Source organism: Antribacter gilvus (genome assembly GCF_003946865.1).
Taxonomy (GTDB): domain Bacteria; phylum Actinomycetota; class Actinomycetes; order Actinomycetales; family Cellulomonadaceae; genus Antribacter; species Antribacter gilvus.
Window position 1 is genome coordinate 88,804 of sequence record NZ_QXTH01000003.1, and the last position, 16,521, is coordinate 105,324.

15 protein-coding genes are annotated in these 16,521 nt (G+C 70.8%); 10 read left to right on the top strand and 5 right to left on the bottom strand.

Features of this window, described 5'->3' with window-relative positions; translation table 11 throughout:
- The first annotated feature begins 88 nt into the window (after nt 1–88).
- The gene (locus tag D1350_RS06200; RefSeq protein ID WP_125775013.1) at nt 89–790 is read left to right on the top strand and encodes a hypothetical protein; all 702 of its coding nucleotides are present in this window, start codon (nt 89–91) and stop codon (nt 788–790) included.
- A gap of 21 nt (nt 791–811) precedes the next feature.
- Here D1350_RS06200 and D1350_RS06205 read toward each other — a convergent pair whose 3' ends face one another.
- Nucleotides 812–1,219, bottom strand: a complete 408-nt coding sequence (locus tag D1350_RS06205; RefSeq protein WP_125775015.1) for a hypothetical protein — start codon at nt 1,217–1,219, stop codon at nt 812–814.
- A 160-nt stretch (nt 1,220–1,379) separates the two neighbouring features.
- Between D1350_RS06205 and D1350_RS06210 the strand changes: the two genes are divergently transcribed.
- The 5 genes from D1350_RS06210 to clpX all read left to right on the top strand — a co-directional run bounded on the left by D1350_RS06210 (nt 1,380) and on the right by clpX (nt 7,022).
- Entirely contained in the window at nt 1,380–2,285 is a 906-nt protein-coding gene (locus D1350_RS06210) for a hypothetical protein (protein ID WP_125775017.1), read from the top strand.
- A 178-nt stretch (nt 2,286–2,463) separates the two neighbouring features.
- Nucleotides 2,464–3,831 (top strand): trigger factor, encoded by a 1,368-nt coding sequence (tig, locus tag D1350_RS06215; protein WP_125775019.1) that lies wholly within the window; start codon nt 2,464–2,466, stop codon nt 3,829–3,831.
- 237 nt (nt 3,832–4,068) lie between these two features.
- Nucleotides 4,069–4,707, top strand: a complete 639-nt coding sequence (locus tag D1350_RS06220; protein ID WP_276313710.1) for an ATP-dependent Clp protease proteolytic subunit — start codon at nt 4,069–4,071, stop codon at nt 4,705–4,707.
- Nucleotides 4,708–4,752: 45 nt separating this feature from the next.
- A complete protein-coding gene (locus D1350_RS06225) occupies nt 4,753–5,478 on the top strand; it encodes an ATP-dependent Clp protease proteolytic subunit (RefSeq protein WP_125775022.1) in 726 nt (241 codons plus the stop codon).
- 251 nt (nt 5,479–5,729) lie between these two features.
- The gene (gene clpX / locus D1350_RS06230) at nt 5,730–7,022 is read left to right on the top strand and encodes an ATP-dependent Clp protease ATP-binding subunit ClpX (RefSeq protein ID WP_125775024.1); all 1,293 of its coding nucleotides are present in this window, start codon (nt 5,730–5,732) and stop codon (nt 7,020–7,022) included.
- An 81-nt stretch (nt 7,023–7,103) separates the two neighbouring features.
- Here the strand turns inward: clpX and D1350_RS06235 are convergent, their stop codons facing one another.
- Complete coding sequence (locus tag D1350_RS06235; RefSeq protein ID WP_125775026.1) at nt 7,104–8,954, bottom strand: AMP-dependent synthetase/ligase; 1,851 nt, start codon at nt 8,952–8,954, stop codon at nt 7,104–7,106.
- A gap of 150 nt (nt 8,955–9,104) precedes the next feature.
- On the opposite strand from D1350_RS06235, the gene D1350_RS06240 reads away from it, so the two are divergent.
- Nucleotides 9,105–9,440, top strand: coding sequence for a chorismate mutase (locus D1350_RS06240; protein ID WP_125775028.1), 336 nt, complete (start codon nt 9,105–9,107; stop codon nt 9,438–9,440).
- Between the two features lie 185 nt (nt 9,441–9,625).
- Nucleotides 9,626–10,825, top strand: a complete 1,200-nt coding sequence (locus tag D1350_RS06245) for a baeRF2 domain-containing protein (protein ID WP_125775382.1) — start codon at nt 9,626–9,628, stop codon at nt 10,823–10,825.
- A 132-nt stretch (nt 10,826–10,957) separates the two neighbouring features.
- On the opposite strand, the gene valS is transcribed toward D1350_RS06245, so the two are convergent.
- Nucleotides 10,958–13,714 carry a valine--tRNA ligase gene (gene valS / locus D1350_RS06250; protein WP_125775030.1) on the bottom strand — a complete coding sequence of 919 codons (2,757 nt, stop codon included), beginning with the start codon at nt 13,712–13,714 and terminating at the stop codon, nt 10,958–10,960.
- Nucleotides 13,715–13,846: 132 nt separating this feature from the next.
- On the opposite strand from valS, the gene D1350_RS06255 reads away from it, so the two are divergent.
- Nucleotides 13,847–14,326, top strand: a complete 480-nt coding sequence (locus D1350_RS06255) for an RrF2 family transcriptional regulator (RefSeq protein WP_125775032.1) — start codon at nt 13,847–13,849, stop codon at nt 14,324–14,326.
- A gap of 124 nt (nt 14,327–14,450) precedes the next feature.
- Nucleotides 14,451–15,755, top strand: a complete 1,305-nt coding sequence (locus D1350_RS06260) for an FAD-binding oxidoreductase (RefSeq protein WP_125775034.1) — start codon at nt 14,451–14,453, stop codon at nt 15,753–15,755.
- A 33-nt stretch (nt 15,756–15,788) separates the two neighbouring features.
- Here D1350_RS06260 and D1350_RS06265 read toward each other — a convergent pair whose 3' ends face one another.
- Together D1350_RS06265 and D1350_RS06270 are read right to left on the bottom strand one after the other, a co-directional pair.
- Complete coding sequence (locus tag D1350_RS06265) at nt 15,789–16,007, bottom strand: helix-turn-helix domain-containing protein (protein ID WP_125775036.1); 219 nt, start codon at nt 16,005–16,007, stop codon at nt 15,789–15,791.
- Nucleotides 16,007–16,504: a DUF2975 domain-containing protein gene (locus tag D1350_RS06270; RefSeq protein WP_125775038.1), complete on the bottom strand. Its 498-nt coding sequence runs from the start codon at nt 16,502–16,504 to the stop codon at nt 16,007–16,009. Before D1350_RS06270 ends, D1350_RS06265 begins: the two co-directional genes overlap by 1 nt.
- Between the last annotated feature and the right edge of the window lie 17 nt (nt 16,505–16,521).

Sequence of the window (16,521 nt, forward strand, 5' to 3'; positions counted from 1 at the left end):
CCGGGAAAGACGTAACCCCGGCGATTTAGCCCGAAGGCTAGGGATCGTTCCGGGGTCTTCGAGACCAAACCTACAGGAGTTGAGAGGCGTGTCAAACGTTCGGGCGAGCCGGGGCATCCGGAGCCGAAACTGGGACTACGAGGCGGTCCGGGACTGCATCACCGTCGAGCGGTTGCGGTCGTACCTCGTCGCATCGGGAGAGGACCTCGAAGGCGCTTTCGAATGGTATGAGTGGAACATCAAGGCGTCGACATCTGTCATGGGCCTCGTTTCGGTCGTCGAGGTTGTTGTCCGCAACGCACTGGATCGGGAGATGCGCCAGTGGTGTAACAAGCTTCACGGAACCGAGTGCTGGTTTGACCACGTTCGGCTCGATGCGCGAGGCGCCGCTGATCTGGCTGCGGCGAGGGCGCGGGCGAGAGGCGGTGGCACCAGGGCAGAGGTTCACGGCAAGGTGATCGCTGAGTTGTCGCTCGGCTTCTGGCGCTATCTCGTGGAGTCCCGCTATTACGCGTCGATCTGGGTACCCGCAGCACACAAGGCGTTCCCGGGAGGTGCGAGCGACCTGCGGCAGCGGCAGCGCCGCGTCGCCAAGCACCTCCAGCAGCTCCAGTTCGTCCGCAACCGCGCTGCGCACCATGAGCCCATCCACCGACGCGACTTTCGGCGTGACCTCCAGGCCGCCGCCGAGCTGACGCTCTGGGTGTCACCGCACGCGCAGGGATGGATGGAGTCTGTCTGCACGCTACGGCGGGTCGTGGCGAGCAGGCCGGTCGGCCTGCGCAACTGATGGAACAGCGCCCGCAGAGGCTCAGGCCGCAGCCGTTCCCGTCCTGGCCATGAGTCCGGCGACCAGCAGCCGCTCGGCAAGCTCGTCCACCGTCACCACGGGGACGCCGGCCGGGGCGAGCGACGCCTCGTGGCGGGCGGCGTCGCCGTCCGTGGCGAAGCAGACGACGGCGGCGCCCGTCGCGCGCAGGCAGGTGACGAGGAGGAGGACGTCGACGTCCTCGGCCGGCGGGATCTCGACGGCGACGGCCTCGAGGGGCCCGGTCAGGTGCAGCAGGGAGCCCACCGTCGTGGCGGTGCCGGCGACGTCGAGCCGCTGCTCGGCGCCCAGGGCGGCCCCGACCCGCGCGGCGGCGCCCAGGTCTCGGGCGACGACGCCGACCATCACCGTGCGTGGGCGCGCTCCGGCGTCGGTCTGCTGCACGGCCACACCACCCCTCCGATCGATACCACACGTGGCGATACAGAGGTACCTCACGCGCGTGGTTTCACCTATGGTGATCGCCAAGGCTACGGTCGCTATGTCGCACGGCGGTCGCACGGACGGGTCGCGGCACGGCTCGCACGGTCGATCGCACAAGGGGGACAGCTTGGCGGACGAGGCACACGAGGCCGCGCGCTATCTCTCCGAGCTCCTTGCGCAGCCGGGCCCCTACCGGCGCCTGTGGCAGTCGCGTGCGACGCGGCTGCGCGGCGAGGAGATCAACCACCGCGCGGTCTGCCGGGTGCTCGCCCCCGTCGTCTGGGCCGAGGGCCATGAGATCTCGGAGGACTCGCTCAAGGACCGGGTCTCCCGCGCCCTGCGCGGCGAGGTGCTGAGCACGCAGACGCTGACCTGGTTCGTCGAGGCGTTCGGCTTCGCCCGGCACGAGGCGGAGAAGCTGTGGGCCCTGTACCTCGGGGCTGCGCCGAGCCGCCGCGTGGTCGCGGGACGGGCGCGCGCGCCGCGGGGCAACCCGGAGCTCACCGGGGTCGAGCGGTACCGGTCGGTGACCGTGCACGAGACGCACCGGGTCGGTGCGGACGGGATCCCGCTGGACCACCGCACGAGCCAGGTGATCGAGGCGCTCGTCGACGGCACCGACCGCTACCTCTTCCGGTTCGACACCACGGACGTGGTGATCCGGGTGCTGCGCGGCGGGACCGCGAGCGAGCTCTACCGGCTCGACGAGCACTTCCACGCCGTCGACATCCTGCTGCGACGGCCGCTCGCCGCCGGAGAGACGGCCTCGCTCGAGTACGTCACGTCGTTCCGCTACCCGGAGGCGCCCCCGCCGGTGTATCGCCGGGCTGTGTTCCGGCGGCTGGAGAGCCTGCGCATGCAGGTGGAGTTCCATCCCGAACGTGTGCCCGGCCGGGTGTGGTGGGCGGAGTGGGACGACCTGGAGGGCGACCCGGTGAGCCTCGAGGAGGTCGAGCTCGACGACGACCTCACCGCCCACCGCTTCCTCTCGGTGACGGAACAGGCGATCGTCGGGTTCACCTGGACCTGGTGACCGGTCCCGGGGCTCGGACGTGGCCACCGTTCGGCGCATCCGGGCGCTGGGCGTACCATGGACGGGTTGCCCGTACGCCCGTCGTACGCACTCACATCCGCGCCGCCCCGGTGATCCCGGCCTCCGCCGCTACTGCCACGAAGCGTGCGCACCATCGACCATTCTGGAGACCATCGAAGTGAAGAGCGCCGTCGAGACCCTGGACCCCACCAAGGTCAAGCTGACCGTCGAGGTGGAGTACGACGAGCTCAAGCCGAGCATCGACCACGCCTACAAGCACATCGCGGAGCAGGTGAACGTCCCTGGCTTCCGCAAGGGCAAGGTCCCGCCGCGCATCGTCGAGCAGCGAGTCGGCTGGGGCGCCATCATCGAGCACGCCGTGAACGACGGGCTGTCGGGGTTCTACCGCCAGGCCGCGTCCGAAGCGAGCCTGCGCCCGCTGGGCCAGCCCGAGGTCGAGGTCACGGAGATCCCGGCGAAGGCCGGCGAGGGCCAGCTGAAGTTCACGGCCGAGGTCGAGGTGCGCCCGGAGATCGAGATCCCCGAGCTCTCGGGTCTCGACGTGTCCGTCGACTCCACCGCGGTGACCGAGGAGGACGTGAACGAGCGCCTCGAGGCGCTGCGTGAGCGCTTCGGCACGCTGGTCGGCGTGGACCGGCCGGCCGTCGAGGGCGACTACATCGTCATCGACCTGAAGGCCGTCATCGGCGAGGACGAGGTCGACTCCGTCTCCGGCGTCTCCTACCAGATCGGCTCGGGCAACATGCTCGAGGGCCTGGACGAGGCGCTGACCGGCCTGTCGGCCGGCGAGACCGCCACGTTCACGGCACCCCTGGCCGGCGGCGAGCACGAGGGCCAGGACGCTGACGTCACCGTCACGGCCACCTCGGTCAAGCAGCGCGACCTGCCGGAGGCGGACGACGACTTCGCTCAGCTGGCCTCCGAGTTCGACACGCTCGCCGAGCTCACGGACGACCTGCGTACGCAGGTGGCTTCCGCCAAGACCTCGAACCAGGCCGTGCTGGCCCGGGACGCGCTCCTGGAGAAGCTCCTCTCCTCCGTCGAGATCCCCGTCCCGTCGGGCGTGGTCGAGGCCGAGGTGCACCGTCACCTCGAGTCCGAGGGCCGCCTGGAGGACGACGAGCACCGCGCCGAGGTCACCGTCGACGCGACCAAGGCCGTCCAGAACCAGATCCTGCTGGACACCCTGGCCGAGAAGCTCGAGGTCAAGGTCGCCCAGGGCGAGCTCATCGAGTACCTGGTGAGCGCCTCCCGCCAGTACGGCATGGAGCCGGGCGAGTTCATCTCGACCCTGGACAAGAACGGCCAGATCCCGGCCATGGTCGGCGAGGTCGCTCGTTCCAAGGCGCTGGCCGTCGCGCTGCGCAAGGTCGACGTGAAGGACGCCGACGGCAACGTCGTCGACCTGAGCGAGTTCATCGGCTCGGACGAGGACGACCAGGCCGCGGAGGCCCTCGAGGCCGCCGTCGCCGAGGCCTCGAACGCCGCCGAGGCGGAGGCCGGTACCGAGGCCGCCAAGGCCTGAGGGACGCCTCCCGCAGGGTCAAGGCCGATCGGGGCCGGCGGAAGCCAAGAAGACCCTGACGCACCTGTCTGACCGTCGGACGCCCGCCTTCTCCGGAGGGCGGGCGTCCGGCGTTTTTCGCCCAGGGCAGCGCTGATGCGCTGTCGGCGAAAAGAAGGTGTACCGAGGAGTTCCGGCAGTGCCCTGCACGTTAGGGTCGAGCGAAACACAAAGACTGAACAAGCCTGAACCGAGGAGATGGACGTGAACGATCTGCTGCGGATGGACGCCGGGCCGGTGGCGCGGGCCGATGGGCCTGCCTTCGGACTCAACGACTCCATCTACAACCGGCTCCTCAAGGAGCGCATCATCTGGCTCGGGTCCGAGGTGCGTGACGAGAACGCCAACGCCATCTGCGCGCAGATGATGCTTCTCGCCGCCGAGGACCCCGACAAGGACATCTACCTGTACATCAACTCGCCGGGCGGGTCGATCACGGCGGGCATGGCGATCTACGACACCATGCAGTACATCCAGCCGGACGTCGCGACCGTGGCGATGGGCATGGCGGCGTCGATGGGCCAGTTCCTGCTGTCGTCCGGCGCCAAGGGCAAGCGGTACGCCACGCCCCACGCCCGCGTCATGATGCACCAGCCCTCGGGCGGCATCGGCGGCACCGCGACCGACGTGCGCATCAACGCGCAGCTCATCATGCACATGAAGCAGGTGCTCGCCCAGCTGACGGCCGAGCAGACCGGGCAGCCGCTCGAGAAGATCCTCAAGGACAACGACCGGGACAGCTGGTTCACGGCTCCCGAGGCCCTCGAGTACGGGTTCATCGACAACGTCGTCACCAACGCCTCGTCGGTTGCGGGCGGCGGCGGCACGGGGTCCTGACCGGTACCGGATCGCAGACATCACCAGATCTTCCGAGGAGAAACCGTGAGCCCTGAAGCCCAGTTCGTCGCCGCCGCGCAGCGCCTTGCCGGCAACTATGCCCGCCCGGGTGGTGGTTATGGCATGCCGTACTCCGGCGCCGCAGCCCCGTCCAGCCGTTACGTGCTGCCTCAGTTCGAGGAGCGCACCGCCTACGGCTTCAAGCGGCAGGACCCGTACACCAAGCTGTTCGAGGACCGCATCATCTTCCTGGGTGTCCAGGTCGACGACGCGTCCGCGGACGACGTGATGGCCCAGCTGCTGGTCCTGGAGAGCCAGGACCCGGACCGCGACATCATCCTGTACATCAACTCGCCCGGTGGCTCGTTCACGGCCATGACGGCGCTGTACGACACGATGATGTTCATCAAGCCGCAGGTGCAGACCGTGTGCCTCGGCCAGGCGGCCTCCGCCGCCGCGGTGCTGCTCGCCGCAGGTCAGCCGGGCAAGCGTCTGGCTCTGCCGAACGCGCGCGTGCTGATCCACCAGCCGGCGATGGAGGGTGGCGGCTACGCGCAGGCGTCCGACATCGAGATCCACGCCAACGAGCTCATCCGCATGCGCGAGTGGCTCGAGGACACGCTTGCCAGCCACTCCGGCCGTACGGTGGACCAGGTGCGCGACGACATCGAGCGCGACAAGATCCTCACCGCCGCACAGGCCAAGGACTACGGCCTGGTCGACCAGGTGCTGGAGAGCCGTAAGGCAGCGGTCCCGGTCGTTCCCCGCTGAGCGGTCCGACGGTCCGTCTGCTGGTCGCAGGAGCGCCGGAGCCCGCCCCCGACGAGGTGGTGTGCTCCGGCGCCCTGCTTCCAGGGTGCGGGGATCCCGACAAAGTGCTGTGATGTGGGGGAAAACAGACGTGAGCGACCCACCGGGGCGTCCTACTGACAACGGGCCCGCCGTGGTGTGGAATGGATGGTGGGACCGTCCACCGGCGGCGCGAGCGCATCCGGTCGGGCACTGAGGCGAGGAGACGGGTAGTGGCGCGAATCGGTGACGGCGCGGACCTGCTGAAGTGCAACTTCTGCGGCAAGTCGCAGAAGCAGGTCAAGAAGCTCATCGCCGGCCCAGGCGTGTACATCTGTGACGAGTGCATCGAGCTGTGCAACGAGATCATCGAGGAGGAGCTCAGCGAGGCCGCCGAGCTCGGCCTCACCGATCTCCCCAAGCCGCGCGAGATCTTCGACTTCCTCGAGCAGTACATCATCGGCCAGGACTCGGCGAAGAAGGCCCTGTCAGTGGCCGTCTACAACCACTACAAGCGCATCCAGGCCGGCGAGCTCGCCCGGCCTGCGGGCCCAGGGTCCGACGACGGGGACCACGTCGAGATCGCCAAGTCGAACATCCTGCTCATCGGCCCCACGGGGACGGGCAAGACGTATCTGGCGCAGACCCTGGCGAAGATGCTCAACGTGCCGTTCGCGATCGCCGACGCCACGGCGCTGACCGAGGCGGGCTACGTGGGCGAGGACGTCGAGAACATCCTCCTCAAGCTCATCCAGGCGGCCGACTACGACGTCAAGAAGGCCGAGACGGGCATCATCTACATCGACGAGGTCGACAAGGTGGCCCGCAAGGCGGAGAACCCGTCGATCACCCGTGACGTCTCGGGGGAGGGCGTCCAGCAGGCGCTTCTTAAGATCATCGAGGGCACCACGGCGTCGGTGCCGCCCCAGGGCGGGCGCAAGCACCCGCACCAGGAGTTCATCCAGATCGACACCACGAACGTGCTGTTCATCGTGGCGGGTGCGTTCGCGGGCCTGGACGACATCGTGGCGGCGCGCTCGCGCAAGCGCGGCGTCGGTTTCAGCGCCCCGATGGAGACGGGCGGCACGGAGAACCTGTTCGCCGAGGTCCGTCCGGAGGACCTGCAGAAGTACGGCCTCATCCCGGAGTTCATCGGCCGCCTCCCCGTCATCGCGTCGGTGGCTCAGCTGGACCGGGGAGCGCTCGTGCAGATCCTCACGGAACCCCGCAACGCGCTCGTCAAGCAGTATCAGCGCATGTTCCAGATCGACGGTGTCGACCTGGAGTTCGACGAGGGCGCTGTCGACGCCATCGCCGAGCAGGCCCTGCTCCGCGGCACTGGCGCACGCGGCCTGCGCGCGATCATGGAAGAGGTGCTGCAACAGGTCATGTTCGACGTGCCGAGCCGTGACGACGTCGAGCGGGTGGTCATCAATCGCGAGGTCGTCCTCGAGAACGTCAACCCCACCATCGTGCCGCGGACGAGCCCCGTGCGGGGCCGCCACCCGCGCGAGAAGAGCGCCTGACGCCGGGTCGGGACGCGCGGACAGACACACGCAGAAGGAGGCCCGGGCGACATCGCCCGGGCCTCCTGCGTACGGCTGGACCTACCGCGAGCCGACGGCGGAGAACGGGCTGGTCGTCGGAGCCGCCGGACCGCCGCCGTACAGGGCCTCGATGGTGGGCGCGAAGTCGGCGATCACCTTGGCGCGCTTCACCTTGATCGATGGCGTGAGGTAGCCGTTCGCCTCGGTGAAGTCGCCCTCCAGCACGGCGATCTTGCGGATCGACTCGGCCTTGGAGACGGCCTCGTTGGCCTGGTTCACGGCCTGGTCGATCGAGGCCAGGACCGTCGGGTGCATGCGGGCCTCCGCCACGGTCAGCGCCGGAAGGCCGTTGGTGGCGCACCACCCAGGCAGCATCTCGGCGTCGAGGGTCACGAGCGCGCCGATGAACGGGCGCTGGTCGCCCACGACGACGACCTGGCTGATGATCGGGTGGGCGCGGAGCCGGTCCTCGAGCTGGGCGGGCGCCACGTTCTTGCCGCCCGCCGTCACGATGATCTCCTTCTTGCGGCCGGTGATCCGCAGGTTGCCCCGCTCGTCCAGGGTGCCGAGGTCGCCGGTCCGGAACCAGCCGCCGTCGAGAGCCTCGGCCGTCAGCTCCGGCTGGTTGAGATACCCGTGGAAGATGTGCGGGCCGGCGAGCAGGATCTCGCCGTCGTCGGCGATCCGGACGGCCGTGCCGAAGAACGCGGGGCCCACAGTGCCGATGGCGACCCGCCCCGGCAGGTTCACGGCGGTCGGTGCCGTGGTCTCGGTGAGCCCGTAGCCCTCGAGGATCGTCACGCCGACGCCCCGGAAGAAGTGGCCCAGGCGCTCGCCGAGCGGCGCGCCGCCCGACACGGCCCACTTCAGGTTGCCGCCGAGGGCAGCCCGCAGGTTCGAGAAGACGAGGCGGTCGGCGACCCCGTGCCGGGTGCGGAGCCACCAGCGGGGGCCCGACGCGGAGTCGAGGGCGCGGGAGTAGTCCCCGGCCACCCCGGCGGCCCAGGTGAAGATGCGGTTCTTCACGCCCGAGCCGGCCTTCTGCTCGGCGCTGTTGTAGACCTTCTCGAAGACGCGGGGGACGGCCAGGAGGAACGTGGGCCGGAACGACCCCAGGTCCGGCACGAGGTTCTTCACGTCGGGGGAGTGGCCCAGCACGGCGCTGCCGCCGATGACGGAGACCTCGACGAAGCGTGCGAACACGTGCGCGAGCGGCAGGAAGAGCAGCGTGCGGGCGCCCGGCGCGCTGACCAGCTCGGGGATGCCGACGGCGGCGTTCATCACCAGGTGCGCGAAGTTGCCGTGCGAGAGGACCGCGCCCTTCGGGCGGCCCGTGGAGCCCGACGTGTAGATGATCGTGGCGATGTCGTCGCGCTGGACGGCGTCGCGGCGTTCCGAGACGGCCATGGGGGAGAGGTGCGTGCCGCGGTCGCGCAGGTGGGTCAGCGCGTCGTCGTCGATCAGCAGGACGTCCTCGAGCATGGGGAGGCCGTGCTGCCACGCCTGGTTCACGACCTCGGCGTGCTGAGCGGTCTCGACCACGGCGAGGCGGACGCCCGCGTCACCGAGGATCCAGTGCACCTGCTCGGCCGACGACGTCTCGTACACCGGCACGGGGATGCCGCCGACAGCCCAGATCGCGAAGTCGAGGAGCGTCCACTCGTAGCGCGTGCGGGACATGATGGCGATGCGGTCGCCCTGGTTGACCCCACGAGCCACCAGGCCGCGGGCGAGGCCGAACACCTCTTCCTCGAACGCGCGGGCCGTGACGGGGATCCACGGACCGGTCGGGCTGTCTCGGCGCTCGATGAGGACCTGCTCGCCTGACCGGGCGACGCGTTCCCGCAGGATCGTGTTGATGCTGGTGCTCTCGGGCACCTCCACGAGGGCCGGCGAGGAGGCGAAGGTCATGTGGGTGGTCTCCCGTGGTGTCGTACGTCCGTTGTACGGCGCCCTTCGGCAAAGCCGGTCCCCTGCGCGCCAGTGAGGACTGTACCCCGGACAATGGTGTCCACCTGGAATCCGGCGGCTCACCGCAGGCGGTCGGGATAGCCTCGGAGCATGACCAAGCCCGGCACCGTGCCGCCCGAGATCCACCGACTGCGCGCCAGCATCGACAACATCGACGCCGCCCTGATGCACCTCCTGGCGGAGCGCTTCAAGCTCACGCGCGAGGTCGGCGAGCTCAAGGCCGTAGGGGGGCTCCCGCCGGCCGACCCGGCCCGCGACCAGCAGCAGATCGACCGTCTCACGAGCATCGCGGCCGACGCGGGGCTGGACCCGGAGTTCGCGATCCAGTTCCGCCAGTTCATCGTGAGCGAGGTCATCCGCCGCCACGAGCTGATCGCCCGCGAGCACGCGGACGGCAACCTGCCTCCGCTCGACACGTATGCATGAAGAGAATGATTTCTAGAGTGGCCACCGCGAGAGCGGCTTTACCTGTGTGAGGCGAGTCACTGCCGTCACGCAATAGATCTCCCACGAACCCACACGCACAGGGGTGGCGTCACGCCGCGATCCGTTCGACCCTGGAGGGACACCCCGGGGCCGGTGGCCCCGGTGGAAGCAGACCGGAGGTGCGTATGAAGATCGACTGGCTGCACCCGCTCATCGGCCATCCGGGCCCGTTCGCGACCCTCTTCCTGGACGCCACGCCGGCGGCCGAGGCGGGGGACCGGGACGTTGCCAACAGGTGGCGAGCCGTGCGCAAGTCCCTCGCCCAGCAGGGCGCACCCGAGGACGTCCTCGGCGCCATCGAGGAGGTGGTGCTGCGGCCACTGTGGCCGCGGGGCCTCCACGGAAGGGTCGTCATCGCAGACGGCACGGGGGTTCTCGTGGACCGGCCCGTCAAGAGTCCGCCGGCCGTCGCGTCGAGCACCTGGGGGCCGGTGCCGGCTCTCCTCCAGGCAGCGCTGGCTGCCGACGAGTCCGTCGAGCTGCTGTGCGTGTCCGTCGACCGGCAGGGCGCCGACTTCGTGCGCTCCGGCGTGGCCGGCAAGGACCGGTGGTCGTACGAGGCGCCCCACGACGAGATCGTCAAGTCCAGCTCGCCAGGCTCCAGCCGCTCAAACATCGAGGCTCGCGCCGAGGACTCCTGGGAGCGCAACGCCGAGGCGATGGCGGCGGAGATCGAGCGTCAGGTCGCCGCGACCCGGCCCGAGCTGGTGGTGCTCACCGGCGACGTGCGCGCCGTGAACCTCGTGCGCGCCGAGCTGTCCCGGACTGTGGCCGACCGCGTGGTCGAGGTCGCCGGCGGCGGCCGCAACGAGGGGGTGCGCGCCGGGTCGTTCGAGGAGCACCTGGACGACGCGCTCGACAGCTACCGGGAGCGGCGGCGGGAGCAGGTGCTCGCCGAGCTGCGGCAGGGCCTCGGCCGCGAGTCCGGTGCCGTCACCTCGGTGGACGACGTCGTCGCCGTCCTGGCTCGCGGCCAGGTCAAGGAGCTGGTGCTCGCCGAGGAGTTCGGCAGCGCGGAGCTCGGGGCCGACGTCGCAGGGGACGGGCGGCTCAACGGCCGCACCCTGTGGATCGGGCCCGACCCCTTGCACATCGCGGGCACCCGCGGAGAGCTGGAGGACCTCGGCGTGACCCAGGGGCTGGAGGAGCTCCCCGCCGCGATCGCCCTCGTCCGGGCGGCGGTCGGTGAGGACGCCGGGCTGACGTTCGCCCCGGAGGGGTCCGTGGACCTCATCGACGGCGTGGGCGCCACCCTGCGCTGGCACGACGAGGGAACGCCGAACGAGGCGCTGCTCTCCATGTCGGGCGACGACCAGAGGAAGTAGCCCGCCCCGCCCGCCGAGGTAGTGCCTTCGTCGGACGGGGTCACTATCTCGGCGGCCTGGGGGGTGCACGACGACGCCCGGGTCACCTTCCGTGGGGAAGGTGACCCGGGCGTCGTCGTCGGCGGGCCGCTGTCAACCCTTCTTGCGGGCCTCCGGCTCGCCCAGCTCGCTGCTCGTCACCACGATGCCGCCCTGGACCGCGGCGTCGCCCTGGCCCTCGGCCGCCTCGGCGAGCGTGAGCTCACCGGTGACGCGGCCGGCAGCCTTGACGTCCTCGATCGCGGTGGTCACCCCGGGGAGGGCGGTGGCCGGGACGGCCAGCTCCGCGCCGAGGATCGGGGTGCGCATCGAGACCTTGGCCTCCGACTTCACCTTGCGCAGCGCGGCCAGCGCGTGGCCCGCGGCCGTGAGGTCGCCTGCGTAGGCGTCGCCCGCGACGGCACGCAGGGGCAGCGGGTCCGGCCACGGAGCCCGGTGGACCGAGCCCTCGCGCCACCAGGACCAGACTTCTTCGGTGGCGAACGGGATGAACGGCGCCAGGAGGCGGAGCATCACGTCGAGTGCGACGGCCAGGGCCGTGCGGGCCGACTCCGTCTCGGCGGACACCTCGGCAGAGTCCGCACCAGCACCGTAGGCGCGGTCCTTGACGAGCTCCAGGTAATCGTCGCAGAACGTCCAGAAGAACGTCTCGGTGACCTCGAGGGCGCGGGTGTGGTCGTACGTCTCCAGCGCCTGCGTCGCCTGCTCCACGACGGCTGCCAGGCCGGCGAGCATCGCCCGGTCGAGCGGCTGGGTCACTTTGGTGCCGTCCAGCTCGATGACCGAGCCCGCCCCGCCGCCGAACGACAGCGCGAACTTGGACGCGTTGAGGACCTTGATCGCGAGGCGGCGGCCGATCTTCATCTGGCCCACCTCGAAGGCGGCGTCCGTGCCGAGGCGTGCCGCGGCTGCCCAGTAGCGCACCGCGTCGGAGCCGTGCTCCACGAGCAGGTCCATGGGCGTCACCACGTTGCCCTTGGACTTCGACATCTTCTTGCGGTCCGGGTCCAGGATCCAGCCGCTGATCGCGGCGTTCTTCCAGGGCAGCACCCCGCTCTCGAGGTGCGCGCGCACCACCGTGGCGAAGAGCCACGTGCGGATGATGTCCTGGCCCTGGGGGCGCAGGTCCATCGGGAAGACGCGCTCGAACAGGTCCGCGTCCCGCTCCCAGCCGCCGACGATCTGCGGCGTGAGGGACGACGTGGCCCACGTGTCCATGACGTCCGCGTCGCCCACGAACCCGCCCGGCACGCCGCGCTGGTCCTCGGTGTAGCCGGCCGGTGCCTGCGACGTGGGGTCGACCGGCAGCTCCGCCTCGGAGGGCGCGATGGGGTTGTCGTGGTCCACCTCGCCGGACGGCAGCACCGGGTACCAGAGCGGGATCGCGACGCCGAAGAAGCGCTGGCGGCTGATCAGCCAGTCGCCGTTGAGGCCACCCACCCAGTTCTCGTAGCGCACGCGCATGAAGTCGGGGTGGAAGTCGAGCTCCTTGCCCCGGGCCAGCAGCTCGTCGCGCAGGGTCGCGTCGCGGCCGCCGTTCCGTATGTACCACTGGCGCGACGTGACGATCTCGAGGGGCTTGTCGCCCTTCTCGTAGAAGTTGGCCTTGCGCTGCGTGGACACGGGCTCCCCGTCGAGGTCGCCCGCCTCCCGCAGCGCGTCCACGATCGCGGTGCGCGCGGAGAACGTGGTCTTCCCTGCCACGGACTCCTCGAACAGGGCGCGGCCGGGGGAGTCGGCCAGCCACTCCGGCGTCTCTGCGGTGATGCGGCCGTCGCGCTGGACCACGGAGCGCGTGGGCAGCTGCAGCTCGCGCCACCACTGCACGTCCGTGAGGTCGCCGAAGGTGCAGCACATCGCGATGCCCGCGCCCTTGTCGGGCTCGGCCGCCGTGTGGGCGACCACCGGGATCTCGATCCCGAAGAGGGGCGACGTCACGGTGGTCCCGAAGAGGTGCCGGTACCGCTCGTCGTCCGGGTGCGCGATCAGGGCCACCGCGGCAGGGATGAGCTCCGGCCGGGTGGTCTCGATGTAGACCTTCTCGCCGTCGGGACGGTGGAACGCCACCTTGTGGAAGAAGCCCGGGTAGTCGCGCGCCTCGAGCTCCGCCTGCGCCACCGCCGTCTGGAACGTCACGTCCCACAGACCAGGCGCCTCCGCCTGGTAGGCCTCGCCGCGCGCGAGGTTGCGCAGGAAGGCGCGCTGGGCCGTGGCCCGCGAGGTGGCGTCGATGGTCTGGTACGTCTGGGCCCAGTCGACCGAGAGGCCGAGCCGGCGCCACAGCTCCTCGAAGAGCCGCTCGTCGTCCGCCGTGAGGCGCTCGCACAGCTCGATGAAGTTGCGGCGGCTGATCGGCACCTGGTCACCCGGCTTGACGTTCTTGCCGTCCGTGCCCTGGTGCGGCGGCTCGAAGCCCTCCGTGTAGGGCAGCGACGGGTCGCAGCGCACGCCGAAGTAGTTCTGGACGCGGCGCTCGGTGGGCAGCCCGTTGTCGTCCCAGCCCATGGGGTAGAACACCTCGAGGCCGCGCATGCGCTTGTAGCGCGCCACCACGTCGGTGTGCGTGTAGCTGAAGACGTGACCCACGTGCAGGGAGCCGGAGACCGTCGGCGGCGGGGTGTCGATCGAGAAGACCTGCTCACGCGTCTTGGACCGGTCGAACGCGAACGTCCCGTCCTGCGTCCAGCGCTCGTCGTAGCGCTCCTCGAGCCCGTCCAGGCTGACCTTCTCGGGTACCTCCCGGACCACCGCACGCACGACGTCGGCACCCGCTACAGAGGGCGCGGGAGGGTTCGTGGCGGAGGTGGCCGTCGGGGCGTCCGCGGGCCCCGGAGAGGTGGGAGTGCTCATGGGTCCAAGTGTCCCAGATCAGCGCAACCTCGGGGTCCGCTTTTCCACAGCCAGGACGGGACACATCGTCCAGCCGTTGACGGGGCCGATCAAACCTGGATAAGTTCTGTCCAGGTTACGACGGAGGTCGCCATGAAGATGAGCGAGGGCGTCGAGTGGGCGGCGCACGTGTGCATCCTGCTGCACTGGCTCCAGGCCGACGACGCCACCCCCGTCCCGGCCGCCCGCCTCGCCGAGGCCTACGACCTGCCCGCCCCCTACCTGGTGAAGCAGGTCCAGGCCCTCACCCGTGCGGGCATCACCGAGTCGGTCTCCGGCGTCCGCGGCGGCCTGCGGCTGGCGCGGCCCGCGGGGGAGATCACCCTCATGGACGTCGTCACCGCCGTCGAGGGCGGCGCGGAGGCATTTGCGTGCACCGAGATCCGCAAGCAGGGCATGAACGCCGAGCGCCCCGCGAGCGACTTCCGCGGGCCCTGCGGGATCGCGCACGCCATGCGCCAGGCGGAGCTCGCCTGGCGCCGCCACCTGGCCTCCGTCACCATTGCCGCCCTCGCGGACGCCACCCCGTCGAGCGTCCCGCACGACGCGCGGCGGCACTTCTCCCGAGCCTGACCCTCCTGAGCCTGACCCTCCCGAGCCTGACCCCGCCGGGCCGGGCGACGAGCGTGGAGCCGGGCGCGCGGCGTCGTCGGGCCCCAAACCTGGATATCGGATGTCCATGACAGAAGGAGCGACCATGACCACTCTCGACACCCTGCGACCGCAGCTCGCCGGCGCGGTCCACCTGCCGGGCGACGACACCTTCGACGAGCGGCGGCGACCGTGGAACCTCGCCGTCGACCAGCCGATCCTGGCGGTCGCCGAGCCCGCGACCGCCACCGACGTGGCCGCCCTGGTCCAGGACGCCCGCGACTCCGGGCGCACGCTGACCCTCCAGGCGAGCGGGCACGGCGCGTCGGGCGGCACGGAAGGGACGATCCTCGTCCGGACGCATCACCTCGACGAGATCGACGTGCGGCCCGCCGAGCGCCTCGTCCGGGTGGGGGCGGGCGCCCGCTGGGGCGACGTCCAGGCCGCCGTCGCCCGGCACGGCCTCACGGGCCTGCCCGGCAGCTCGCCGGTCGTCACGGTGGCGGGCTACACCCTCGGCGGCGGCCTGAGCTGGTTCGGGCGGGCGCACGGCTGGGCGGCCGACGCCGTCGTCGCGCTGGACGTCGTGGGGGCCGACGGCGAGGCCCGGCGCGTCACCGCCGACTCCGACCCGGACCTGTTCTGGGCGCTGCGCGGCGGAGGCGGTGACTTCGCGGCCGTGACGAGCCTGGAGCTGCGGCTCCACCCGGCGCCCGAGGTGTTCGGAGGGCGCATGCTGTGGCCCGCGGACCGGGCGCCCGACGTCCTCGCCGCGTTCCGCGAGGTCGTGGCCACCGCGCCGGACGAGCTGACCGTCTGGTTCGAGCTGCTGCACTTCCCCGGGTCGGACCCGATGGTGGCCGTCGACAGCGTGCACCTGGGCGGCGAGGACGAGGCGCGCCGCCTCCTCGAGCCGCTGGACGCGATCACCGGGCGGTTCTCCGACACGCGCCGCCCCCTGCGCGTCGACGAGCTCGGGGCCATCACCAACGAGCCGACCGACCCCGGCGCGGGCTGCTCGCGTGCCGAGCTCCTCACGGACCTCGACGACGCCGTGGCGCAGGTGCTGCTCGCCGGCCCGCACGACCCGCTCCTCGCCGTCCAGGTGCGCCACCTCGGCGGGGCGCTGGCCCGGCCCTCCGACAGCCCGCACGGGGCGCTCGCGGAACCCTTCGCCCTGTACCTCTTCGGGGTGCCCTTCACGCCGGAGGTCGGAGAGGCGGTCCGGGCCCGGCAGGCGGCGATCGTCGCGGCGCTCGGCGACCGGGTGAGCGGCCGCAAGCCGTTCACGTTCCTCGCCCCGGAGGAGTCGGCGGCCGCCGCCTTCGGCCCGGAGGCGCTCGCCCGGCTGCGGGCCATCAAGGCCGAGCGCGACCCTCACGGCGTCTTCCGCAGCAGCTACCCGGTCTGACCCGAGGCGGCCTGTGGCCGGCCCGGAGACCCCTCACTCGGACACACCGTCCGGCTCCCAGCGCAGGAGGTCCCCGGGCTGGCAGTCCAGCACCTCGCACAGGGCCGCGAGGGTGGTGAAGCGGACCGCCTTGGCGCGGCCGTTCTTCAGCACGGCGAGGTTGGCCGGGGTGATCCCCACGCGGTCCGCGAGGTCGCCCACGGACATCTTCCGCCGGGCGAGCATGACGTCGACGTCGACGACGATCGGCATCAGATCACCTCGTCGAGCTCGGCCTTGAGCTGCGACGCCTCCACGTCGCGGTCGACCGCCTGCTTGAGCAGCGCACGCAGCACCAGGACCACGAGGGCGACGCCCAGCACCGCGAGGGAGGCGATGCAGATCAGCAGGACGAGGCCGGGTGCTGCGGCCTCGCCCGGCGCCAGGACCACGGCGAACGCGAAGATCAGGCCCGCGGCGGCGACGACTGCGCCGATGATGACGTCCACGTAGCGGAACGCGGCGTGGGAGAACACTGTGCCCGCCTTCACCATGGTGGTCAGCCGCCACACGCAGAACAGCACCACCTCCACGGCCACCATGCCCAGCACGATGATCGTCAGGACCGGCACGCGCAGATAGGCGTAGTCCGGGTTCAGCTCGTTCATGTCGGTCCTGATCAACGGCACCATCACGACGTGGATGAACACGGCGCCCAGGAAGAGGGCGGCGAGGACGATCCGCAGCGCCAGCACTGTCAGCTTTCCCATCGGGTCTCCTTCGATCG